28 protein-coding genes and 1 pseudogene are annotated in these 23202 nt (G+C 40.4%); 13 read left to right on the plus strand and 16 right to left on the minus strand.

The features are described from left to right. Positions 1 to 134: 134 nt before the first annotated feature. From BUB71_RS16500 to BUB71_RS16530, 7 genes are all read left to right on the plus strand, one after another. Positions 135 to 1172, plus strand: a complete 1038-nt coding sequence (locus tag BUB71_RS16500; RefSeq protein WP_073157466.1) for an aspartate-semialdehyde dehydrogenase — start codon at positions 135 to 137, stop codon at positions 1170 to 1172. Between the two features lie 14 nt (positions 1173 to 1186). Then, positions 1187 to 2452: an aspartate kinase gene (gene dapG, locus BUB71_RS16505; RefSeq protein ID WP_073157470.1), complete on the plus strand. Its 1266-nt coding sequence runs from the start codon at positions 1187 to 1189 to the stop codon at positions 2450 to 2452. Next, entirely contained in the window at positions 2437 to 3306 is an 870-nt protein-coding gene (dapA, locus tag BUB71_RS16510) for a 4-hydroxy-tetrahydrodipicolinate synthase (RefSeq protein ID WP_073157473.1), read from the plus strand. The genes dapG and dapA overlap by 16 nt, the downstream gene beginning before the upstream one ends. Positions 3307 to 3454: 148 nt before the next feature. Continuing rightward, positions 3455 to 5125, plus strand: a complete 1671-nt coding sequence (locus tag BUB71_RS16515) for a ribonuclease J (RefSeq protein WP_073157476.1) — start codon at positions 3455 to 3457, stop codon at positions 5123 to 5125. Positions 5126 to 5345: 220 nt separating this feature from the next. Continuing rightward, entirely contained in the window at positions 5346 to 5615 is a 270-nt protein-coding gene (locus BUB71_RS16520; protein WP_073157479.1) for a hypothetical protein, read from the plus strand. Continuing rightward, positions 5612 to 5947, plus strand: a complete 336-nt coding sequence (locus tag BUB71_RS16525) for a hypothetical protein (RefSeq protein ID WP_073157481.1) — start codon at positions 5612 to 5614, stop codon at positions 5945 to 5947. Before BUB71_RS16520 ends, BUB71_RS16525 begins: the two co-directional genes overlap by 4 nt. Before the next feature lie 90 nt (positions 5948 to 6037). Then, positions 6038 to 6517, plus strand: a complete 480-nt coding sequence (locus BUB71_RS16530) for a phage head morphogenesis protein (RefSeq protein ID WP_175552407.1) — start codon at positions 6038 to 6040, stop codon at positions 6515 to 6517. A 33-nt stretch (positions 6518 to 6550) separates the two neighbouring features. Here BUB71_RS16530 and BUB71_RS16535 read toward each other — a convergent pair whose 3' ends face one another. Further along, positions 6551 to 7387 (minus strand): DUF2935 domain-containing protein, encoded by an 837-nt coding sequence (locus BUB71_RS16535; protein ID WP_073157485.1) that lies wholly within the window; start codon positions 7385 to 7387, stop codon positions 6551 to 6553. An 84-nt stretch (positions 7388 to 7471) separates the two neighbouring features. Between BUB71_RS16535 and BUB71_RS16540 the strand changes: the two genes are divergently transcribed. Further along, positions 7472 to 7810 carry an XkdF-like putative serine protease domain-containing protein gene (locus BUB71_RS16540; protein WP_245815684.1) on the plus strand — a complete coding sequence of 113 codons (339 nt, stop codon included), beginning with the start codon at positions 7472 to 7474 and terminating at the stop codon, positions 7808 to 7810. Positions 7811 to 7972: 162 nt separating this feature from the next. Here BUB71_RS16540 and BUB71_RS16545 read toward each other — a convergent pair whose 3' ends face one another. Next, entirely contained in the window at positions 7973 to 8482 is a 510-nt protein-coding gene (locus BUB71_RS16545) for a YcxB family protein (RefSeq protein WP_073157489.1), read from the minus strand. A gap of 148 nt (positions 8483 to 8630) precedes the next feature. Here BUB71_RS16545 and BUB71_RS16550 point away from each other — a divergent pair, with 148 nt between their 5' ends. Then, positions 8631 to 8897 (plus strand): hypothetical protein, encoded by a 267-nt coding sequence (locus BUB71_RS16550; protein WP_073157494.1) that lies wholly within the window; start codon positions 8631 to 8633, stop codon positions 8895 to 8897. 11 nt (positions 8898 to 8908) lie between these two features. Here the strand turns inward: BUB71_RS16550 and BUB71_RS16555 are convergent, their stop codons facing one another. Continuing rightward, a complete protein-coding gene (locus tag BUB71_RS16555) occupies positions 8909 to 9373 on the minus strand; it encodes a hypothetical protein (RefSeq protein ID WP_073157497.1) in 465 nt (154 codons plus the stop codon). A gap of 78 nt (positions 9374 to 9451) precedes the next feature. Here BUB71_RS16555 and BUB71_RS16560 point away from each other — a divergent pair, with 78 nt between their 5' ends. Then, positions 9452 to 9697 carry a hypothetical protein gene (locus BUB71_RS16560; protein WP_073157501.1) on the plus strand — a complete coding sequence of 82 codons (246 nt, stop codon included), beginning with the start codon at positions 9452 to 9454 and terminating at the stop codon, positions 9695 to 9697. A gap of 186 nt (positions 9698 to 9883) precedes the next feature. Next, a complete protein-coding gene (locus tag BUB71_RS16565; RefSeq protein ID WP_073157504.1) occupies positions 9884 to 10528 on the plus strand; it encodes a class I SAM-dependent methyltransferase in 645 nt (214 codons plus the stop codon). Between the two features lie 81 nt (positions 10529 to 10609). Here the strand turns inward: BUB71_RS16565 and BUB71_RS16570 are convergent, their stop codons facing one another. The 6 genes and pseudogenes from BUB71_RS16570 to BUB71_RS20400 form a co-directional block, all read right to left on the minus strand. Continuing rightward, positions 10610 to 11404 (minus strand): ABC transporter permease subunit, encoded by a 795-nt coding sequence (locus BUB71_RS16570; RefSeq protein ID WP_073157507.1) that lies wholly within the window; start codon positions 11402 to 11404, stop codon positions 10610 to 10612. 14 nt (positions 11405 to 11418) lie between these two features. Next, positions 11419 to 12216 (minus strand): ABC transporter permease subunit, encoded by a 798-nt coding sequence (locus BUB71_RS16575; RefSeq protein WP_073157511.1) that lies wholly within the window; start codon positions 12214 to 12216, stop codon positions 11419 to 11421. A 5-nt stretch (positions 12217 to 12221) separates the two neighbouring features. Continuing rightward, a complete protein-coding gene (locus BUB71_RS16580) occupies positions 12222 to 13103 on the minus strand; it encodes an ABC transporter ATP-binding protein (protein WP_073157514.1) in 882 nt (293 codons plus the stop codon). Positions 13104 to 13107: 4 nt separating this feature from the next. Continuing rightward, positions 13108 to 13731, minus strand: coding sequence for a TetR/AcrR family transcriptional regulator (locus BUB71_RS16585; protein ID WP_073157518.1), 624 nt, complete (start codon positions 13729 to 13731; stop codon positions 13108 to 13110). Positions 13732 to 14592: 861 nt separating this feature from the next. Continuing rightward, positions 14593 to 15059, minus strand: a pseudogene (locus tag BUB71_RS18945) (aldo/keto reductase); the annotation flags it as partial. Next, the gene (locus tag BUB71_RS20400) at positions 14998 to 15300 is read right to left on the minus strand and encodes a DDE-type integrase/transposase/recombinase (protein ID WP_422785155.1); all 303 of its coding nucleotides are present in this window, start codon (positions 15298 to 15300) and stop codon (positions 14998 to 15000) included. The pseudogene BUB71_RS18945 and the gene BUB71_RS20400, both read right to left, overlap by 62 nt. A gap of 215 nt (positions 15301 to 15515) precedes the next feature. Between BUB71_RS20400 and BUB71_RS19260 the strand changes: the two genes are divergently transcribed. After that, entirely contained in the window at positions 15516 to 15770 is a 255-nt protein-coding gene (locus BUB71_RS19260; protein ID WP_139279159.1) for a hypothetical protein, read from the plus strand. A 537-nt stretch (positions 15771 to 16307) separates the two neighbouring features. On the opposite strand, the gene BUB71_RS16600 is transcribed toward BUB71_RS19260, so the two are convergent. The 7 genes from BUB71_RS16600 to BUB71_RS16630 form a co-directional block, all read right to left on the minus strand. Beyond that, complete coding sequence (locus BUB71_RS16600) at positions 16308 to 16748, minus strand: hypothetical protein (protein ID WP_073157530.1); 441 nt, start codon at positions 16746 to 16748, stop codon at positions 16308 to 16310. Between the two features lie 366 nt (positions 16749 to 17114). Next, positions 17115 to 17939: a hypothetical protein gene (locus BUB71_RS16605; RefSeq protein WP_073157533.1), complete on the minus strand. Its 825-nt coding sequence runs from the start codon at positions 17937 to 17939 to the stop codon at positions 17115 to 17117. After that, entirely contained in the window at positions 17936 to 18358 is a 423-nt protein-coding gene (locus BUB71_RS16610) for a hypothetical protein (protein ID WP_073157536.1), read from the minus strand. Before BUB71_RS16610 ends, BUB71_RS16605 begins: the two co-directional genes overlap by 4 nt. A 506-nt stretch (positions 18359 to 18864) precedes the next feature. Then, positions 18865 to 19614, minus strand: a complete 750-nt coding sequence (locus tag BUB71_RS16615) for an ABC transporter permease (RefSeq protein WP_073157539.1) — start codon at positions 19612 to 19614, stop codon at positions 18865 to 18867. Continuing rightward, positions 19615 to 20376 carry an ABC transporter ATP-binding protein gene (locus BUB71_RS16620; protein WP_073157542.1) on the minus strand — a complete coding sequence of 254 codons (762 nt, stop codon included), beginning with the start codon at positions 20374 to 20376 and terminating at the stop codon, positions 19615 to 19617. A gap of 171 nt (positions 20377 to 20547) precedes the next feature. Beyond that, positions 20548 to 20898 carry a DUF1048 domain-containing protein gene (locus BUB71_RS16625; protein WP_073157545.1) on the minus strand — a complete coding sequence of 117 codons (351 nt, stop codon included), beginning with the start codon at positions 20896 to 20898 and terminating at the stop codon, positions 20548 to 20550. A 4-nt stretch (positions 20899 to 20902) separates the two neighbouring features. After that, positions 20903 to 21244 (minus strand): PadR family transcriptional regulator, encoded by a 342-nt coding sequence (locus tag BUB71_RS16630; RefSeq protein ID WP_073157547.1) that lies wholly within the window; start codon positions 21242 to 21244, stop codon positions 20903 to 20905. A gap of 645 nt (positions 21245 to 21889) precedes the next feature. On the opposite strand from BUB71_RS16630, the gene BUB71_RS16635 reads away from it, so the two are divergent. Further along, positions 21890 to 22567 carry a hypothetical protein gene (locus tag BUB71_RS16635; protein WP_073157550.1) on the plus strand — a complete coding sequence of 226 codons (678 nt, stop codon included), beginning with the start codon at positions 21890 to 21892 and terminating at the stop codon, positions 22565 to 22567. The last annotated feature ends 635 nt before the right edge of the window (positions 22568 to 23202 follow it).

Consider the following 23202-nt stretch of genomic DNA (forward strand, 5'->3'; position numbering starts at 1 on the left):
AATTTTAACGTAGATGTTTAAGCCCTAGGATCATGATCCAAGGCGTTAAGGGCTTACAATAGAGCTTGTTGCAAGTTCAAGAAACAGCCGCAGCAGTTCTGTAGAAATTATGGTTCTTTGGGAGGAGTTAAGAGATGTCAGACAATGAATATCGTGTAGCCGTTGTAGGTGCAACAGGTGCTGTTGGAGAACAGATGATTAAGTATTTAGAGCAACGTAATTTTCCTGTAAAAGAATTACGACCTTTAGCTAGTAAACGTTCAACTGGAAAAACTGTCATGTTTCAGGGACGTGAAGTAAAAGTTCAAGAGACGACACCTGATGCGTTTGAGGGGATTGATATTGCTCTATTTAGCGCTGGCGGAAGTGTGAGTAAAGCGATTGCAAAAGAAGCTGTGGCACGCGGTGCTTTAGTAATCGATAACTCGAACGCTTTTCGGATGGACCCAGAAGTACCATTGGTTGTACCTGAGGTGAATCCAGAAGCAATTGCCCAAAACAAGGGAATTATTGCAAATCCTAACTGTTCGACTATTCAAATGGTTGTAGCACTGAAGCCCTTATATGATCAATTTGGCATCGAACGCATCATTGTCTCAACGTATCAGGCTGTTTCTGGCGCTGGTATGAACGCTAGTAAAGAATTAGATGCACAGACACAGGCGTTTATCAGTGGTGATCAAGTACCAACTCAAATTTTACCAGTTGGAAGCTTAGATAATCATTATCAACTAGCTTTTAATGTGATTCCACAAGTTGATGTTGGTCAAGAAAATGGATTTACATTAGAAGAAATGAAAATGGTTCGTGAAACAAAGAAAATTTTTAATGATGATCAGATAGGTGTAACAGCTACATGTGTACGTGTACCGGTGCAGAGAGGGCATAGTGAATCAGTTTATGTTGAGTTAAAACAAGATTATCAGTTAGAGGAAGTAAAAGATTTATTAGCAAAACAACCAGGTGTGATCGTTCAGGATGATATAGAGCAACAGATCTATCCCATGCCACTTGAAACAGCAGATCGTCCTGAAGTTTTTATTGGTCGAATTCGCCGTGATTTAACTCATGATCGCGGACTGAATCTATGGGTTGTATCCGATAACCTACTAAAAGGTGCGGCTACAAATGCGATTCAAATCGCCGAAGCGTATATTGCGAGCAAGAGATAAGAAGGGATCAAAAGATGAATATTCTTGTACAAAAGTTTGGAGGTACTTCTGTAGCATCTGATGAGATGCGAGAGCATGTTGTTCATCATATTCGCCGTGAGTTGGCATCAGGGTATCGGATTGTCGTTGTCGTATCGGCGATGGGTCGAAGTGGTGATCCCTATGCAACAGATACTTTGTTAAGTATGGTAGGTGGAGAAAAAGCCAATTTGTCATCACGTGAACTTGATTTGCTGGTTAGTTGTGGTGAAGTTATTTCAGCTAGTAAACTAGCTAGTCTACTAAAAAGCTATGGCATTGATAGTTGTGTGATGACCGGTGGACAAGCGGGCATTGTGACAGATAATCGCTTTATGGATGCTAGAATCCTAGCGATTCATCCTAATCAAATAGAAGCAGAGCTTGAATTAGGAAAAGTGGTAGTTGTAGCAGGATTCCAAGGACAAACTGCAAAAGGAGAAGTTACAACGCTGGGTAGAGGAGGAAGTGACACCACGGCAACAGCGCTTGGGGTCGCTCTGCACGCGGAACGTGTAGACATATATACTGACGTCGAAGGAATTATGACTGCAGATCCACGAATAGTTGCCGATGCAGCACCACTTGAAATGGTAACCTATACAGAAATGTGTAATCTCGCTTTTCAAGGAGCAAAAGTGATTCATCCTCGTGCAGTCGAGATCGCGATGCAAACGAATGTCCCGATTCGGGTGCGTTCTACTTTTTCTGATCATCCAGGAACACTCGTTGTAAGCACACCTGAACAGCATACGTTTGCTAGCGAAGTCCAAGAGCGCTTGATCACAGGAATTACACAGCGCGACCAAGTAACACAAATACGTGTAGCAACCAAAGATGGAAATTATGATATTCAACGTAAGGTTTTTCGAGCAATGGCCGATCAAGGTATTAGTGTTGATTTCATTAGTGTAAATCCAAGTGGAATTGCCTATACCGTCTATGATGAATATGCTGATCATGCGGAAATGATTTTACGGAGTCTTGATTTGGAGCCAGAGTTACGCCGCCATTGTGCGAAGGTATCGACCGTTGGCGCAGGAATTGCAGGTGTACCTGGAGTCATGGCACAAATATTAGAAGCATTGACAGAAGAAGATATTCAGATCCTTCAATCAGCCGATTCGCATACAACGATATGGGTTTTAGTGCGTGGTGAAGATATGATTCGTTCAGTTCAGGCACTACATCGCCATTTTCAATTGCATCAAGCCAATAAATTTAGTGAAGAGTTAGGAGGAATCGCATGTTCGGGCGCGTAATCACGGCAATGGCTACCCCATTTACAAAAACAGGGGAAATCGATTGGATTCAATTAGAAAAATTAATTGAGCACTTGATCAAAACAGGCTCAGATAGCCTTGTTGTAAGCGGAACAACTGCTGAATCACCCACTTTAACACATAGTGAGAAATTGGAGTTGTTTCGTTTTGCAGTAAAAACTGCTGCTGGGCGTGTAAAAATCATTGCTGGAACAGGAAGTAATAATACACAACAAAGTATTGAATTATCCCGCCAAGCGGCGGCTTGTGATGTAGATGCATTGATGTTAGTCGCTCCTTATTACAATAAACCATCACAAGAAGCGATGATTCAACACTTTCAAGCAATTGCGGAAAGAACAGAATTACCAATTGTACTCTATAATGTCCCAGGAAGAACAAGCTCAAATCTATTACCAGCTACAGTCGCTCAACTGGCTGAGCATCAAAATATTGTAGCTGTCAAAGAAGCATCAGGTGACATAGATCAAATTTCGCTATTGGCACGACTTTTACCAGATGATGTCGTGATTTATAGTGGCGATGATTCTTTGACACTGCCTATTTTATCGATTGGTGGAGTAGGGGTAATCAGTGTAGCGAGTCATTTATTTGGTCTTGAATTACAAGAAATGATCCAATCCTACGAGCAAGGAAATGTAAAACGTGCGTTAGAGTTGCACCAACAACTTTATCCTGCATTCAAAGGTCTATTTTTGACAAGTAGCCCTGCGCCATTGAAGTATGCAATGTCTGAGCTAGGATTATGTGAGCCTACATTGCGACTACCCTTAATTGAATTAAACCAGCAAGAAAAAGAAGCAGTTAAGGAATGGCTTTATTCTTTGCGGTAGGTTAGTCCCTTTTTGGGCAAAATGGCTCAAGAAGGGCTTTTCTTTTTGTTTATTCTGTTGCATAGTGCTTTTCAAATCGTATATAATGTAAATAAGTGAGATATGTGCGGTCAAGGGTGACTACAATTGAATATAGGAGGTTACGTTTTTGGCAAAAAACCTACGAGGCAAATTAATGATCTTTGCTCTCGGTGGGTTGGATGAAATCGGAAAAAATATGTATGTCGTCCAATATGAGGACGATTTGATTGTAATTGACTCAGGATTAATGTTTCCTGAGGAAGGGATGTTAGGAATTGATATCGTGATTCCTGATGTTACCTATTTGGTTGAAAATCAGCAGAAAATACGAGGTATATTTTTAACTCATGGACATGAAGACCATATTGGTGCATTATCGTATGTTTTAAGAAAGGTACGTGCTCCAATTTATGCTACACGGTTAACAATGGGTCTTGTTGAACATAAATTACGAGAAGCGCACTTACTCAATGATACAAAACGGATTGTTGTTGATAGCCATTCAGTTGTAAAGTTAGGTGTATTTCGTGTGTCATTTTTTGCCACCAATCATAGTATTCCAGATTCGGTGGGAGTCTGCGTTGATACACCAGAAGGAACCGTTGTTCATACAGGAGATTTTAAATTTGATATGACTCCCGTTAATGGACAAATGGCTGATATGCATAAAATGGCAGAAATAGGAAAAAAAGGCGTTATTTGTCTTTTGTCGGATAGTACAAATGCAGAACGACCTGGTTTTATTGGATCGGAACGATCAGTAGGCGAAGGATTAGACGAAGTTTTCCGCAAGGCGAAACAACGTATTATCGTTGCAACTTTTGCCTCTAATATTCATCGGATTCAACAGGTTGTAGATGCTTGCTTTGCTCATGGACGCAAATTAGCAGTCGTAGGACGTAGTATGATTAACGTAGTAAACATTGCGTCAGAGTTAGGCTATTTACAGATTCCTTCAGATATGATCATTGATCCAGATGAGATTAACCGCTTACCTGCTCATCGGGTCGCTGTGATGTCTACAGGAAGCCAAGGAGAAGCAATGTCTGCTCTTACTCGGATGGCTAATGCATCCCATCGTAAAGTAGAGATACTCCCTGGAGATACCGTTGTAATCGCTGCTACTCCGATTCCGGGAAATGAGCGGATGATTGGTCGAACCATCGATCAACTCTTTCGAATTGGTGCCCACGTTGTATATAGTAAAACAGCTCATGTTCATGTATCAGGTCATGGTGCCCAAGAAGATTTAAAATTAATGCTGAATCTGCTGAAACCAAAATATTTTATTCCGATTCATGGAGAGTATCGTATGTTACTCGCCCATGCCCAACTCGCTGAATCTGTCGGTGTAAAACCAGAGAATATCTTTGTTTGCGATAATGGAGACACAGTTGAAGTATCTGGTGGGAAAGCTCGTTATGGAGCCAAAATTCACACTGGCAAAGTATTAATCGATGGACTTGGTGTAGGAGATGTAGGAAACATCGTCCTACGAGATCGCAAATTACTTTCACAAGACGGCATATTAGTAGTCGTAGTTACCCTTAGTAAAAAGCACGGTCATATTCTATCTGGACCAGACATTATTTCTCGCGGTTTTGTCTACGTTCGTGAATCTGAACAATTATTAGATGAAGCAAATCGAGTCGTTAATCTAACGATGGAAAGATGTATGAAAGAGAAAATTAGTGAATGGGCATCACTTAAAACAAGTATCCGTGATTCACTTAGCAAATTTCTCTATGAACGCACCCGCCGCCGCCCAATGATCCTTCCGATCATCATGGAGGTATAATTGGAGATCGATTTCAAAAAGCTGCAATCCCTTGATGCGTAAGGGTTTGTGGCTTTTTGTATTTTGAGAAAGTTGATTTGACCACATTGAGATTTTATTTGTTTTCGGTTACTGCATGAGTAAATGTGTCAAGAGTTACGGGATTTCCTATCTGACTAGTGCAAATGAAGAAATGGATGTTGTGACTTTTAATTGAAGAAGATGAAGTGGAGATGATCAGATGAAGCTGTCTATCTCCCTTGATTTGCATCCTGATCAAACGATGGAAGAGATTTTTACGCAGTGGATGGAAGACTATGAAGCAACGGGCGATGGCTATTTAGAGATAATCAAGGATCAAGATATTGTAGTTGGCTTTGAGCATACTCCTGCTTATTTGATGCGAAGACATAAGGATGAGATTCGCGATGTACAAGTGAGAGGACATAAAAGCGATGGTTTAAGAAGATTGGAGCATAGACAATTTAAGCGAGGAACAGCAAGCATATGAAGTCTCCAGATTGTGAACTATACTTCCCAGTCGGACTATTACGGGTTATTCGATATTCTGTCCGCACCCGAGATGAACAGAGGGACACACAGATTTACCAGATGCTGTTTCAGATGGGGGGAATTACGCTGAATCAGATTCGAGAGAATTTGGGTGAAGAGAGAATGGAGCATTCTTTGATGGATCAGACATTTATCGGTGGTGTACCTTTGGAACAGCTTCAATCTGTAAGCTGGTCAAGTGTGGGTATATTTCTTCTACGATCGAGGGAAGAAGACTTTTTATTGATGAGTTTGTCAAAGAGATTACCAATGATTTTACACAGCAGATAGTAGAAGCCGCCCAGCGGGAACAAAAGTGGGGTCGATTCATTACGCTGCAAGAGTTGCGAGAACATGGGATACAGGTGAATTTTACTGAGTTTGATCCTTGGGACAGCAAGTTGGTTACTAGGGAAGGTGTATACGTTTAGCCAATCCTCGATTGAAGCATTAGTCGGAGATGTCGCAGAATCGCTTAGTCGATCTTATGAACAAGGTTTAGGGATTCGAGATGCAGCAAATGAATTACGTGAAGTATTTCAAGGATTGAAGGGATCTCGTTTGCGTTTGATTGCTCGAACCGAAATCAACCAAGCTCAAAATGAAAGCGCACAGCGAACAATGGAAGGGTTTGGGGTGCAGTATAAACAGTGGCTCACAGCCAGAGATTCACGCGTGCGTGGGCATGATCCAAGGGATAAAGCGAATCATATTAAGCTGCATGGAGAAGTCGTAGGCATCCATGAACGGTTTTCCAATGGACTTTATATTCCAGGAGATCGAACGGGTCCAATAGTCGAGTGGATCAATTGTAGATGTAGGGTTAGACCCTATTTTTCCAACTCCCATGGAAGAAGCTAATGGTAATAGAGTCCTTAGTAAATTAATTGTAAATTAGAATTCAATAGAATGAGGTTCTTTTCGATTATCTTTTTTCACATCGTTGGTATTTAGGTATCTTTCAAACATATCAATGATAAAAAGAAATCGTTCAGCTTCTCGAAATACATGATCTGCTAGTAAGGGATGAATGATGCTCTTGATTCGGCATGCCTCGATTAATTCTCGTGCTGTTTTCTTAAAATCTCGTAGTGATTTAACTGATACTCGATTCTGATCTAAAAATTGACCAAGTAATGGACCTGTTTGTGATTGAGGTTTCATTGAATCTAAATCTCTTGCTTGATTTAGTAATTGATCAAACTCGAAACTGAAGTTTCTTGATTGCTCTACTAGTTGACGTTCAGAGGGATCAAGTAAATGGCTAATAAATTTTGCATGGTCAGCCATAATTCTTAAAAAGAACACATTTTCATAAATAATCGCATCAGATATCGGTTCTAATGTCCCCGTATTAAGCTCTTTAAGACGTTTTCTAAAATAATTAGCCTCTCTACTCACATGGTCGATTAATAAAGGGAAGTTGTTTGCACCAGGCAGCTTACATCTTAGAACTAATCCTAATACTTTTCTTTTAAAAGCCCAAATATGTGTTGCGGCATTATAAACTTTTGAATTAAAACGATGGATGGTTTTTGGGTCTGTTTCTTCTGAATAAGCATGGGATTTGTTTTCAATGCTTTCGAAAATACTATAAAACTCGTCTGCCTCCTGAATCAATTGGGTATCTTCACATCGGAAACCGAGCTTTAAGAAGAGTGAGTGCTCTTTCATGATTCGTGACCAAAATCGTATTTCGTCTAACGAACGGACTACAAATGGATCAGACATGACTTCACCCCATTTTCGATTAATAATGTTCTATGTATATTCAATATTTCTAAGTAAATTACATAAATAGAGAGGAGAGGTAGTATGACAGAACTTACAGCGCCATTGGTTCTGAAGAACAAAGAAAAGAAAATCGTCTATGGTCCTGTGCTTATTCCAGATGAACCAGATCATGACAGTGATCTTGTTTTAGCAGAGAAGATCGAAGAAGTAGCTCATAAATTTCATGAACTTTACGGAAATATCGATCTCCAAAACTCATTAAATAACGTGGGGAAAGTACGAGGGGGTCATACTGCCATTCATAACTTCTCCTTTGCCTTTGTGGTGATGGTTCATGATCTCAATGCAACACAAGGTAAAGATTCAGCCGATGATTTGGCTTTTTTGGTCTATGATGTGATCTCGACAGACGGACGCTAAATGGAGTTGTTTATGATGTGCGTCCTTTGAATGTTGAACCTAGCTATGAAGCAGTTGCCAATAGTAATGTCTATTGGTCAGTGTAGAATTTGCCTTTCGGATTCAGAGAAAAGAGTGAAAAACAACCTTATTTGTTTTGGGATAATAAGGTTGCTGTGTTCATTATTTTCTTTTTAAGTATGTTTGAATTTGTAAATAAAATTGTTCGGCTTCATTTGAGGAAGAGAATGCTCGAATCGGTATAATGTGAGCCATGATTGGATTAATGAACACATAGAAATATTGTTTGTTTCTTTCAATTCTTTCTAGTCCTGACCATTGGGTAAACCCATTGCTTACTGGACTTTGATAGGTTAAACCTTCTCCATCGATTTTCACTGTATGAGGTCCTAGTTCGAGTTTGTTAGGATTTTTTTTGATCCAATAATGGATATTTAAGTGGGATGTAATGATGGAAAACAGTAATGCAATCAAAAGCATTATGATATCAATTGAAATTTCTTCCCATATTGATAATAACAATGGTTCTTCTTGAAATGTATAAAATCCAATATACATGAAAAGGGCAAAGTATGGAAAATAACTATGGAAAAACATAACTCTCGGTTTTTTAAGCATAAACCTTTGGAATATTGCATTGTCTTTTATGTCCATGTTAAATGAAATATTCATATAACACCCGCTTTTTAAAGAGAATTAAGTATATATTATATATTCTTTAAATTTATGATGAAATAGATTTGGTAGAGAAGGCTTGTGAATATTTTTATACATATTTCCCCGAAGAGCTTTTCGAGGGGCGTTTATAGTCGAGGTAGAAATGGGGTTTTTCTCAACGGTACAACTAGAAAAGTTCTGGGGAAGTGCGACAGGTCCGAATCCTAGCACCCTTTCTGAGCATGCTCTCACCATCGACGTAGGCTCAAATTTTGATATCTTGATTCCACGTTTTGTCTATACTTCGATGACGCAGCTTCTTGAAGGTCGGGAACGGATTGAACAAACTGCCACACTACGCGGATTAGTCGCTAGTGATGGAGTGGGACCCATTGAGTTTTCCGTTACCAATAATAAAGTGAATTACTAAAAAAATAATATTTATCTTTGTTTGATATTGGGTGCTGGTATTCGATATGAGCCGAGAACAGGATAATGATCTTTTAACTTCAACAATTTAGTTTCCAGATTTTTTGATGTCACGGCGCTTGGATTCCCTCTAACATAGCTTTTGAATGTTTCTCGTGCTTGTTGATTCTTTGAAGATGCCCCTTTTTTTAAAGCAGATGAGCCATAACTGAAAGGAATACTGGCTAATACTGAAATTAGTGCAGTGCCAATCCCAATTCTGGCTTCTGATGAATTCTCTAGTTTTTGTTCAACAGCAGGAGTTCTGGATGCTTCAATCATATTACTGACTGCATAAACATCTGAGCCTAAACTCACTGCAAGTAATGCTATACCAGCCCAACTAACAATATGAGATGTAACGCGTAAACCCTTTGATTGTCTTGAAAGAGCATAGGCTCTATTTAATGTTTGATCAGAACGATTCAGTTTACTCAATTTTCTCACCTCGCTTTTTAATTATATACTAATACTCTGTATCCTCTAAATGAATTTAAATCGAAGGAGAGAGGTTTAGTGCAAGTTAAATTAACACCTGCAATGCTGGCAGGAAAAGACTATACAGAAACCGTTCAAATCCAAGTAGGAGATCAAACCTATGAAATTGAGATACGTCCCTTAACGCATTTAGAGAAGGCACAGGTGCAAGCCATTGAGACGGCATCGATCAAAGTGAATAACAAGAGTAGCAAAATCACCTCGCAAGCAATGGAAATGGAAGCGGGAAAAGTAATTCTGGATCAAGTAAAGGGTCCATCTTAAAAATGATTGAGCTTGCGACAGTGGATGAGGCATGGACTGAGCAATCGATTGGAAATGACGTTGACATTAGTCCAAAATAATTTATTGGTGATTATTTTATCTGAACAATCGTACTAATGGAGATATAAGGTGATAAAAAATATAAGATTATGCAGATAATTAGAACATTAAAACGAGGTGATTTTTGTGTTATGGGAACGTGTATATGAGGATGATTTTTATCTACATTGGGACTATGGTGCAGTTACACCCGAATTGGTCGCGTTGATAGCAGCTTCTGGTTTACCGTCGAAAGACGAAACAGCCTTGGATATCGGTTGTGGAAGTGGATATGAATCAATTTTTCTTGCTCAAATTGGCTTTCGGACAATCGGTATAGATCTTTCGAAAGAAGCAATCAAAATAGCGAAAAACAATGCTCAACAATGTAAGTTGGATATTGATTTTCGTGAAGAGAATGTATTGGCATTAGAATTGGATGACGAGTCTATTGATTTCGCAAACGACAGAGGTTGCTTTCACATCATTTCAGAAGCAGATCGACCACAATACGCAAAAGAATTATATCGGGTTTTAAAGCCAGGAGGAAAGCTGTTTATACGTGGTCTTGCCCAATTGACTGAGGAAGTTTATCAAATGGGCAAGCACATGCTTTCTCAATTGCCCGAACTGGATGGAGTGATCCCGCCAGTTCCTATAAGTAAAGCCATGATTGAAGAGTGCTTTAATCCAAAACATTTTCAGCAGGGACCATTGTTACCTTTTGTTTTTGTAGGTCAAAAGCAAATACAATTTCCGGGTCATATGGTTGTGATACAAAAGAGGAACTAGTTCAGATATCAATTTCAACTTGGAAAAAGGGGCCCTTAGGTCATTCGATGACCTTTTGGGATAGCCCCGCTAACTATAACATTAAACACTCATATCACGTTTGCGATAAAATACATATGTCCCCACCGTCAATAGCACTGACGCCGCAAAGGTAAGCGCCACGGTGAGCACATCAAGCCGATCGCCTTGCACCATCAAGGCATAGTCAAAGTATTTGAACGGCGACAACACATTTAACACATCGAGATTGGATGTAAGATCGGTAATCTTTCCGATAAAAAATGAAAGAAGCAATACTCCTACCGCCAATGAGCCAGACGACTTAGGATTGTGCAGGGTAGCAGCAAAAAAGGCGCCAAGGGTTACAAACAAGAGTTGTACGAGCAGGAGGCTGAAGAAAAATGTTAGCAATTCGCTCGTGATTGCTTTACCATCGTTAAATTGCTTTGTAAAAAAGTCAGATGCCACAAAGGTGATCGTATTTAAGATGAGGATATTTACGAGTGCGGCGCATAGTTTTGCCGTGATGATGCTTGCTCGCGAGAGCGGTTTGACGAGTAGAAATTCCGTTGTTTTGTCGCGCTCTTCTTTAGCAATAATGCCACTGCCGAGCAAGACTGCGTGAATGGCGAGTGCTAGCTCAATATAAAGAAAGAGCATCGCAAAAAATCCTGCCATCATCGTCACATCAAAATCGTTGATCCCCAGTAACGCCCGCACCGATTCCGGCAAGCTTTTAATCGCTTCGCTCCCTGCGCCACCAGCGGAATATGCTGTGTATTTGGCCATGCCACTAGCGACGAGCAACACCATACAAATACTCCAAATGATCAGTGCTTTGGTGTTAGCCTTTATTTCTTGCCAAAAAACATTCATCGTTCACCCCTCCTTTAGATTGCATCAATATCTTTTCGTGTAAACACGAGATAGCTGATCACCAAGCAAACGAGAAACACGACTGCTGTTGCCAGAAGATATGGCCACTCCAATGTGCCATGATCGAGTATATAGCCGACATCAAAGTATTGAAATGGCGAGAAAAAGCGGAAGAGCTCTCCTCTGTCTTTGCCAAATAATGCAAAAAGCATGTAAAACCCGATAACGACGCCAAGAGTGATCGGCAATACTGCTTTTAATTTGCGGAAGAATACCGAGATCGCGAGACCTAGTGCGAAAAAGATCAACTGGATAAATACAAGTGTCACATTGATGAGGAAAAATAGCTGGCGATCAAACGCACCAACATCGATCACTTGCAGCAAGCCAATGAGCGCTGCAAAAAAAACGATATCGATCAACAAAATCATCGTTAGCGCCGCGAACACTTTGGATGTGACGATCGCCGAGCGTGAAACTGGTTTGACGAGTAAGAAATCTGCTGTTCGCTCGCTCATTTCTTTCGATAAAATGGAGAGCCCCAGTTGCATGCTCTGCACTGCACCACACAACACAATAAAACTAAACACCATCGGGTAAAAGCCTAGCAACGTTGAAAGGCGTTCAAGATTGATGCCAAGCAATGCACGCACTGTTGGCGGATAGCCGCTGATCAGTTCCTTAAACGCCGTGACATCTTTGGCGACACCAGGATAGAGTGAAAGATAGAGCGCGGCTAAAGCGACGAGCGCAAAAGCCCAGATGAATGATGATTTGCGGAGCGAGCGTAACTCGTGAACATACATATTCATCGGATTTACCCTTCTTTCTCATAGTAGTGCAAAAAGATTTCTTCGAGATCAGGATCTTCGACAGATAAATTGATAAGTTCTAGTTGTGCTAGTTTTTCAGTGATCACATTGATATTGCCTTTGTAAATAAAACTGACCGAATTGCCCGCCTGCTTGAGATCGCTGACTCCATCAAGCGCAAATACGTCTTTATCGACATCGGTTTTCGTTTCGATTACAACACGCTTGTAGCTGTGCTCTTTTAATACGCTCATACGCTCGAGTTGTATAATTTTCCCTTTTTTGATAAAAGCGACGCGATCACACAGCCGTTGCACTTCGCTCAAAATGTGTGAAGAAAAGAACACTGTTGCGCCTTTTTTGTTTTCTGCTTCGATGAGCTCAAAAAAGCGCTGTTGCATTAACGGATCTAGACCGCTCGTCGGTTCATCGAGGATGATCAATTTGGGTTCATGTAACAGTCCTTGGACAATACCAACTTTTTTCTTGTTCCCAAATGAAAGGTCGTTGATTTTCTTTTTGAGATCGAGATCCAATACTTTTGCAAGTTCTTGTATACGTTTATTACAATCTTTTTTATAAAACGACGCCGAATACTTCAACAGATCAACCACTCGCATGTTGTCGTAATAGAACACTTCCGAAGGCAAATAGCCCACTTCTTTGCGCACTTCCGGATGCTGCACGCTGTTTTTGCCAAAAATCGTCGCGCTCCCAGACGTCGGTTTGATCAATCCCAGTAACGTGCGGATGGTCGTCGATTTCCCTGCTCCATTGGGTCCAATAAAACCAAAAATCTCACCTTGTTCGATCGCAATATTGACATCGATAATACCACGTTCAGCGCCATACTGTTTGGTGAGATTTTTTAATTCGATTGCATACATGCGCTCAATCCTCCTGATTCTCTTTGTAAAAAGCGGTTTTTAGCAACTGCAAACCTCTTTTGTACTCGTCATACGCAGCATCGATATGTCCATCTTCCAAATTGGATACATGCCGAAAACAGCCTTCTGCCATCCAGAGCAACATTTTATAGACGAGCTTTGGATCGACATCTTCGCGAAACTTAGATGCATCCATCCCGGTAAAGGCAATACTCTCGCGAAATTTCTCCGCTTCGCCATTCACCATCGAAGCTTGAATCATTGGCTTGATCTCGCTATCTTGCTCCTCATACATACTCCACAAAAACGTACCAATCGAGGGTTGTTTTTTCATCGCTTCAAACTTAATATTGCCTACTAACTCGATACGGTCAAAAAAATCGTCGATGTGAGGGTCAAATTTGTGTTTGATTTCGTGAAAAAGGGTGTTGGCGCAGTGCTCGATCAAATAGAGATAGAGTTGTTTTTTGGTTCCAAAGTAGTGAAAGACCATCGCTTTTGAAATGCCCGCCGCTGTGGCAATATCACGGATCGATGTCTTTTTGTATCCATTCGCTCCAAAAGAAGCCAATGCTGCATCGACGATTTTCTGTTGTTTTTCCGTTGCTAAGTTGAAAAATTTCTCCATCTGCGTCACCTCACTTAAACGAAATTGCTCTCATAAACCGAATCGGTTTATTGTTGTCAGTGTACTCCTATTAACCGATTCGGTCAATACTTATTCGAATTTTTATTCAGTTTAGACGGGATTTGAACGTAGCGGTCAAAATATATAAAGAGGAACCGATTTAGAGGCATGCTTTTTGCTCCATTAGAAAGGAACTTTATCGCTTGTGTGCATATTATATAGAAATAGGGATATTTTTCTTCTGAGGAAGGGACTTGTGTAAAGAAAGCGAACAGATTGTACCTCATACGACGTTAATGATTGGCTAATGATTGGTTTATGGGTGGAATTCATGCTTCTATCAACTTAGAAAATTGACCATTTTTTTGGGCAGTTTTTTTTTGTTTATGCAGCATTGTGAACTGCGATGGTAATTCCAAACATTTTGTCCAATGTGGTGTTGCATAAGTTGTTAAGTCGATGTTTCTTTTTATTTTCATCTGCTTATAAAATGCGAGTGTGAAAGCCCACTTTTTCATTCGCGAATGAGAACGAGTGTACTAGTAATAGGTACGCCGCTCATGTGAATACATGCAACTAGCGTTGTAGAACTGCATGGGACGTGCTGATGGGACAGCCCCTAGCTTAGGAGTTGCAAGAAGCAGAAATGAATTGAATGCGCTAACGACTCAAGAATCCCACGCTTTCAAGCGTGTGGAGTCTCAACCCAACTATACTTAGTCATACCTTTTGATTTGTACACTGCAAAAGAGTAGCCGAGAGCACTATCAACAATCCGGAGCTTTACGGGGTTGATCAGATCTTGCAAAATACTAAATTATCTGGTATCAAAAATGTCGAATTTTCGACCATACGCTCTTAGCGCACCGATTTTGGAATAGCAACAACTTTACGCTGAACAAGTCGGTCCAACACGACTTGGGTGACGGACTTGTTGTGTTTTTCCACGATTGAGGTCAGCAGTTCGTTGCCGAACATATTGTTGAGTCTTTCAGCGAACGGCGCCCATGGCTGGTTATGCATTCCTTGCTCTTTCATAAGAACGGCATTCTCGATCTACTGGTAGAACGAGTTTCGACCTAGTTGATGGTGGACACGATTTCGTTATGCACGATGAGGTCCATCAGACAGTCGGGCAGGAAGTTGCTGACACCGATCGCCTTGATTTTGCCTTCGCGATACAGGTCTTCCATAGCGTACCAAGTGCTGTAGTAATCGCCGAAAGGTTGGTGAATAAGGTGCAGATCGAGATAGTCTAGCTGTACCTTATTCAAGGATTTGGAAAACACCCGCTTGGCACTTTCGTAGCCAGCATCTTGAATCCAGAGCATTGGAAGCCTTGATCTGGAATGAAGGATGGCTCCATACATCTCTTTGTTGTATGAGTTTTTCAAGTGTATCCATAACTAATCTCAAATCGTTTTGATTGGATAAGTGCCAAACGACAATTTCATTGTTGAACAGTTGGATCGCTGAGAAATAATAAAAGCGTTGATTCATCGATACATTAGTGATGTCAGTAACGTACAGGTGATTGGGTTTATCATAAGAAAATCCATCGAGGGGAATACGATGTGCTTTCGGCGCTAGGCTCCATACTTCACCTAGAACTAACCAAAATTATGAACAATGATATAATTATGGTTGAAGGTCGTTATCTTTATTCGTTCTAGTAGAGGAGGATTTTTCATCTCGAACCTGAACGGGATTCGATTTGACTCGAAGCGACGGCCATGTCCGAACCGTTTATTGCGGTTATAAGCTTACTATAAGGGAGATCATGCATGCTTTCAGAGTCTAACAAAAGGGGACTGAAGACATTGCTCATCAGCACGATCGCAAGTATGATCGGCATGCTAATGATCATCTGTCTCCTAGTCTATTGCATCGGCTCTACAGAGGAAGTGTCCCTGCCCTTCCCCGTCGTTCTCACCGGCAGCATCATCCAGATCATCATCTTCTCCATCCAGGTCAGCATGGTGGGGAGGGTGGTGATATCCCAGTTGCCAAGACAGGAGGAGGACGAGTCGTCCTCCTGAAGAAGACACTAGTCAAGCACAAGGACAGGCTTCTTGATTAGTTGCCTGACATCATAGTCCGTGTCTACTCGAGAGTCAACAATAGCACACTTGCCACAATGTGGTTGTGTGCTATTGTGTTTTCATAATTGAGGTATAGGGGGATACGGCATGAATTCGTTCTTTTTGGGCCACTCGGAAAAATTGTACGCTTAGACTCATTTCATAATTGTATTTGTGAAGATAACGTATTCTGTTATGTGCTTCCAAATATAATTATAGAATCTAGATTATCGATCTTTATTTACAGAATATTATAAATTATGAGGTGGAGTTGTAGAATTATTGGATATAACCTTGGGATGAGGGTGAATATAACAGCAAGGGTATCTATACTAATTGTATATGTACATTAGAAATGGTTTTAAGAAGTTACAGCAGATTGTTTTATCCCTTTCATCTATTCTCAAGGGAATTTTTAATAAATACAAAAAGAGCCAACAGCGAATGAACGGTTCTTGCGTTCCATTTCATTGCCTGGCTCTTTTGTGTGTGGCGTCAGGAGATGACAAACCTTCTGACGCCGATGATGTTCCCCTTGCTGTCAAGGACGGCACTCTCTGAACTGTAGTCGGGGGCCATCACTCCTGTTATGAATTTCTTCCCAAAGTTCCGAGAATCTTGAGAGTCCTCCTCTTCAGAACTATGCTTGGATTCCAAGCGAAGCATATTCTCGAGATTGTGTATTACAATAGCGTTGAGAACTTCTCTCGATACGATGTAAGTCACGTTCCACTGCTCCGGAAGCCCTACGATCTCGTACCTGAGCGAGACTTGTGGGACATTCATGCGAGCCGTGTCGCACCAGATACTGCTTTCGCGTGGATTCGCAGTGGCTGTCACAGAAACAACACCCTCGGGGGGATAGGATGCGACCATCTCGCCATTCTCGCTGAAGAGGTTGACGATTTCGGAAGTGAGGTTCACGATCTTACCCACAGTAGCTCCTTAGAGTCGGCAAGAGCTCTTTAGCTCAAGCTCGATGCCCCCTATTACTGGCTGGTAACCAACAGAAAGATTCTGTTTCTTAAACTGTTGAAGACCATTGCGATTTGTTTTTATGATAGGTTAAAATGCTAGGTTGGTCAAACAAAGTTGTACATTAGATCGACCATCTTATTCTTCTTTTTCGAAGAGATGTTCAAAAATACTTGAAGTGTAATGTACCATGATAAAAATGAATTCGGTCAACAAATAACGCGACATCTGCTCTATATCTTGCAGGATATGAAAAAAATGATTTCCATAGGAAGCTAGAAGAGCTGCATAATCAACTGCTGGTTCATCAAGATGGTCGACTACTCTTTAAAGTTCTCGATCCTGATCTCGACCAATCGGAGGACCACCAGCATCTCTATGAAAATCTCCTTCTGGTAATTGTATTTGTGGAGCTGATGTATTCTGCTGTGTGCTCTCCATTTCATCTTGTATATCTTGGAATTTCCTTTCGATTAGATATGCATTAAATTTAACAACAGGCATGACTGCTTCCATAAAATCACGTATCTCATTTGATGGAGTTGCTGATGTGTCATTTACTAGTTGCTGTGTCCTCATTTGTGAAAACAATGAATCCGCTAATACGACCGATTGAGTCATATCACTTTTGTTCTCTTGGGATGTGAAAAATGACTTTGCTAGGTCAAGGTCCGATGATCGCAGTGAATAATCTCCGGCAGCTACTTTAGCTAGGGTAACAATTGATTGATCACGCTTACTCAGTTGGTTGCCTGGATCATTTCCTTTGATTACTTCAAGTAATGAAGAAATTTGATGTTTAGTTTGAATGGAAGCGAGATTGCCTATTTTGTTTGATAAATAGAATCCAGGTCTAGAATCCTTGTACGCTGGCGAAAAGTCAATCGCTTTCCATTTTTGCTTAATATCTTCGATTTTTTCCATAAGGGGGGTTACTCTTTGTAATGAATCTATTTGTGATTGCTCTGTTGATTGGGGTTCCCTTAAACTTAAGTTATCCATTGCAGTAACAAATCCTGCTACTTCAAATAGTTGCGGCATATCCTTGACCAAATTTCCGCTTAAAGTATCTAATCCAATTTCTAACTGATTGAGCTGATCAAATGCATGATGTAGATCTGCATCTGAAATCTCGTAATCCCCACTCCTCATTCTAGCCAGAGTGTAGATCGCTCTCTGTGTATATCCGCGATCTGCTCCATCGCTGCTTGATGATTGTCACGATGCTGAATAGGTAAACTTTCAATTCCACGAAGTGCTTGCTTCACTTTTGTATGTTGAATCCGTTCAGCAATATGAGTGTAAATCTGCATAAAATTATCGAATGAGGTTTCTGATAATTGTGAACGTAAGTCAGGATTCTGATGTGCTTCCAAAAAATTCTCAGCTGCTTGTTGCGCTGCAGCTTGCAGAGGTTCCAGTTTCTCGATTTCAAACTGATATGGACGGTAATCCGTTGAAAAACGTTCAAACGTTCTAAAATGAAATCTAGTAAAACGATCCATTTCACTAAAGGTATATGGTTCAATACTTGTATCTCTAGAACTCGGGTCTTTCAGATAAGTTGCCATTTCCTCCATAAACTTAGTCGTCTCAGCTAATTCTTGCTCAGATATGCTTTCTCCAAATCGAGCAAATTTAAATAGTGATGTAAGTATCGTTCATCTCTCCTCATTACTTAGTAATAGATACACATCTGATGTTAATTTAAATTCTTGCGAGATTCTTTTATAAACTAAAGCACACTATTAACATTAGGGGTTTTATACTTTTAAGATTACTTACATTATACAAGACTTTCTTTCCAATTATAGAATCTAGATTATTGATGTTTATTTACAAGAGATTTTTAAATTAGGGGCTGAAGTTATAGAATTATTGGATATAACTTAGGAATGCGGACGATTACAACAGCAAGGGTATCGGTACTAATTGTATACTTGAATTGAAAATGGCCCACATCATTTTTACATGTGAGCCATTTTCTTAATATTGATATCAATGCTTTTATCGATACTTTATCTAAATGAGGTAGAACTAAGATCTATATAATATAGCTAATGCGATAATAGTTCCCTTATCCTAAATGGCGTTTAAATTGTTTAATAGCGAAGAAGTAAGCGATGACCATGATGACGACGCTCCAGGTAAGTGCGATCCAGATATCGTTGCCAACAGATCCTTCATACAAGAGGGCACGAATCGCATTCACGATTGAAGTCACGGGCTGGTTCTCAGCGAATACACGGACAATTTTAGGCATGGTTTCCGTGGGGACAAAGGCGGAACTGATAAACGGCAGGAAAATCAGTGGGTACGAGTAGGCTGTTGCTCCTTCCATAGATCCCGCTGTCAATCCGGGAATCACCGCCAGCCAAGTCAGCGCCAGTGTAAAAAGCCCAAGTATCCCAGTTACTGCGAGCCAATCCAGGAGATCAGCGTTGGAACGGAATCCCATCAAGAGAGCGACGAGGATCACCACCACGATAGTAAGTGCGTTGGAAACAAGCGAAGTCAACACATGAGCCCACAAAACCGACGAGCGCTTGATGGGCATGGAAATGAAACGCGCCATTAGTCCACTCTGTACATCTGTAAACAGTCGCAGTGAAGTGTAAGCGACACCGGATGCAATTGACATCAGCAAGATTCCTGGCAATAAATAATTGACATAGTTATCCGTGCCTGTCTTTATAGCACCACCAAATACATAGACAAACAACAGCATCATCATAATCGGCATAATCGCCACTGTGATAATTGTATCTGGGCTACGCATGATGTTGCGCAGTAAACGACCGAGTAATACGTCTGTCTTGCTTTTCATTTACATCTTCTCCTTTTTACGAATGATTGCGAGGAAAATCTCTTCCAATGTTGGTTGCTTCTCAATGTACTCCACCTTCGCTGGAGGGAACATTTCTTTGAGTTCGTCAAGAGTACCAGTCGTGATGATTTTTCCGCCATGTAGGATGGCGATTCGGTCTGCCAGTTGTTCGGCTTCTTCTAGATACTGGGTTGTCAGGAAGATTGTTGTGCCGCTGCTAGCAAGCTCCTTGACAGTATTCCATACTTCAATTCGTGCTTCGGGGTCAAGCCCTGTCGTCGGTTCGTCAAGAAAAATGACGGCTGGTGTCCCAATCAAGCTCATGGCGATATCAAGCCGACGCTTCATTCCACCGGAATACTGATCTGCCCGCTTGTTGGCTGCATCGGTCAAGCTGAATCTTGAAAGCTGATCGTCGGCAACTTGTGCCGGTTTGGAAACGCCCCGCAAATTAGCGACCATGATCAGATTTTCTCGTCCAGTGAGCATACCGTCTACAGCTGCAAACTGTCCGGTCAGACTGATACTTTGACGAACATGATCCGGCTTACGGTTCACGTCAAAGCCGCAAATACTTACTTCGCCGCTATCTAGCTTCATCAATGTCGAGAGGATATTGACCGTTGTTGTCTTGCCCGCTCCATTTGAGCCCAGCAGTGCGAAAATTTCGCCACGTCGAACCTCAAAATCCACTCCCTTTAAGACTTCCTTGTCTTTAAAGGATTTTTTTAACCCTTTTACAGAAATCACTGCATTGCTCATACTTATTCCTCCTTATATAAAGCGCAACAAGGCGCTAGATTACCAATGTTCCTCTAATCAGTACGGATGAATATCTGTATTACTTACTACTGAGTTAAAAATATAACTGAATAGCGAAGGTGGCAAAATCTCATTTGTAATCCGCTATTCAGTCAGAATGATGGATTGAACTTACTTTTTATCCAATCGCTTCTGGATACTCTGATTCAACTCTTTACGATACTTGTCCATCCAAGTTTTCTCATCCTTCACTAGATCGTCGCAGAAAGCGGCCACATCCTCGCCTGTTAGGTCCGTGACTTTCTTGCCTTCGGCTGCTCCTTCCTCGAGGAGGTCAAGAATGCCACTAAAAATCCTTTTGCAGTCCTTCCATTCAGTGCCAACCCCTAATGAAAAAATGTAATTTTTCATCGCATTGTAAGCTTTGCTGTAATCACTTGGAAGTGCCTTCGCACGTGCCTCCATCGCCTTCCATTCTCGCTTTTCATCCAGACTCCCGATCAATTTTTCAAAAATATTCATTTTATTACTCTCCTTTTGATGTGATTTGTTTCGTTTTGAGTTCATTAATTTTGCTTGAAATGAAACCCCATTTTCTCCAAAAAAGTTCAAGTTGCTCTTGACCTGCTGCGTTGAGTGTGTAAAATTTTCTCGGCGGTCCCTTAGTGGATGGCTTTTTCTCGATGTTCACCAAATTGTGTTTCTCCAGTCGCATCGTTATCGTATAAACGGTGCCTTCAACCACATCGGTGAAGCCAAGTTCACGAATGTGTTGCGTGATTTCATAGCCATATGTTTCGCCACGACTGATAATCTCTAGCACACAACCTTCCAGCACTCCTTTCAGCATTTCTGTGATATTTTCCATATAAATTCCTCCATTAGTATTTCACTAACTTTTTTCACAGTACTCTGTACCACAGGTATTTTGTATTGCTGATATTAAGTATTACTGATTACAGTTATATAGTAATACAGAGTAGCTTCGATTGTCAAGAATAAAATTTTTCGTTAGAAAAGACCATTATTACGGGCTTCATAGATGTTTTTATCAAATTTGGCAGCTCAGATTTATTAAATTGAATATTAAGCCAGTTCATACCACATGCAAAGCGACGGATCATATTGTTGAGCAAATTGAATTGATACAGCGGAATTTAAAATGGATCTATTTATTGGATGGGACAACTACTGAAAGGATTGTTGCAAGTGGTTCTTTCATTACGAGAAGAAGAGGTATTTAATTTAAATCGTGTTAGTCTCTTTTCTTATAGATAGATTTCATTTATGTTAGGGATAAAAGCAACAACAGTTGCAAATAAGTTCGTGCGAGTAAACAGAAAAATTAAAAAGTATTTTAGGTGATTAGTTGGTTTAAATAAAAATGATTGGATATGTATTTGATTTTAGAAGTGGTCAGAGAGAAAATTCGACATATCTATTGGCTCTAACGGATTTATATTAAAACATAGGAGTTTTAAAGAAATTTCATCGTGAGGATGTGAAATTGGTTATGAATGTAGAATTAATACTAGAAAAATATTGGACAAATGATAAGCAACAAAATTTTGGAGTTAGACAATATAAAATAGATAATAGGGAAGTGGTTGAATTACTGTATCCACCATATCCTATATCTTTCCCATGTTCTCCAGAAGAAAAAGATTTTTTTCATGAAATGTGGCTTGCTGATAAATCAGATGTACAAACTATTAGAAATTGGCAAGAAGTAAATGAGGTAAAAGGTTTGATTTCACAAGATAAAGGAAAATCAAATACTCATATTCGATATGAACAAGATGGTTTTGATTTTTTTTCACTTGTTTCTCCTGAACATATGATAGATTTAGGTCATGATCTTGATTTTATTCCAAAAGCAAGATCAAAAGATGATTATATGTCAGATGGTTTACGTGACATAGTGGAAAAAGGCGATTGGAGTTTAGAACTTGTTGAAATGCTTTGTGAACATAGAAACCAAATGCTAAAACCCATAAAAGATTACACAAATAGAAGAACGCAAGCATATTATCAGAGATTTGGAACAGGAGAAGGAGCAAGTGCTGAAGTATTTAAAAACCCTAATTTTGAATCATCTCCGTTATATTTAAAAGAAAAATTTGAGAAAAGTGCTGCTAACGAAAAGAAAGGTTTAAGGGGTTGGATAAGTCGATTGCGTAGGGAAAGATAACTGAACTCCTATATGGTTATGATCTTTATACGGAGTATAATGAGGTACAAAAACCATTCGGTTTCTGCTTTCTTTGTTGGAGTAACTCAAGTACAGGGTATCGAATGGCTGGGTTTGATGTGGTATGGGCATATGAATTTATTCCCGTAGTACAAGCTACTTATCGAGCTAATGTAGCAAATCGAATGAACGAAGCCGAAAAAGATTAGTAGACTATATATGAAAAATGATTGAGTGTTTTACTTTGGGGAGGGAAGAAAGTGAGTGGGTCAGAAGTAGAGGTGTATAGGGCTAATTTGTTGAACTACTACCACCTCTGTAGGTGGTAGATTCCTGCGAACACCAGACCAACGTCCAGTTATCTTAGCAGGCTCTACCCGCCGTCCCAGCGGTGAAAACAAAGTATGCTCTGCTATGCTCCCTACTTTCGCTTGGTTTTCGCAACTTCGGTGAGCTGGGTGGTTGAAGATTTTACGTTACTGACCCTTTCCAGCAACAACCCCATATCTTCAGTTTTCAAAGAGCTACAACTATTCTAACAAAAAAAGTGGTTCTAAGCATCCCCGCAAAAGGGATACCGAACCACGTCCCATTCACCTCACCGCTTGTAGAAGCGGGAGTACTCTTGGACGAAT

It is taken from the genome of Seinonella peptonophila (assembly GCF_900129355.1).
Taxonomy (GTDB): domain Bacteria; phylum Bacillota; class Bacilli; order Thermoactinomycetales; family Thermoactinomycetaceae; genus Seinonella; species Seinonella peptonophila.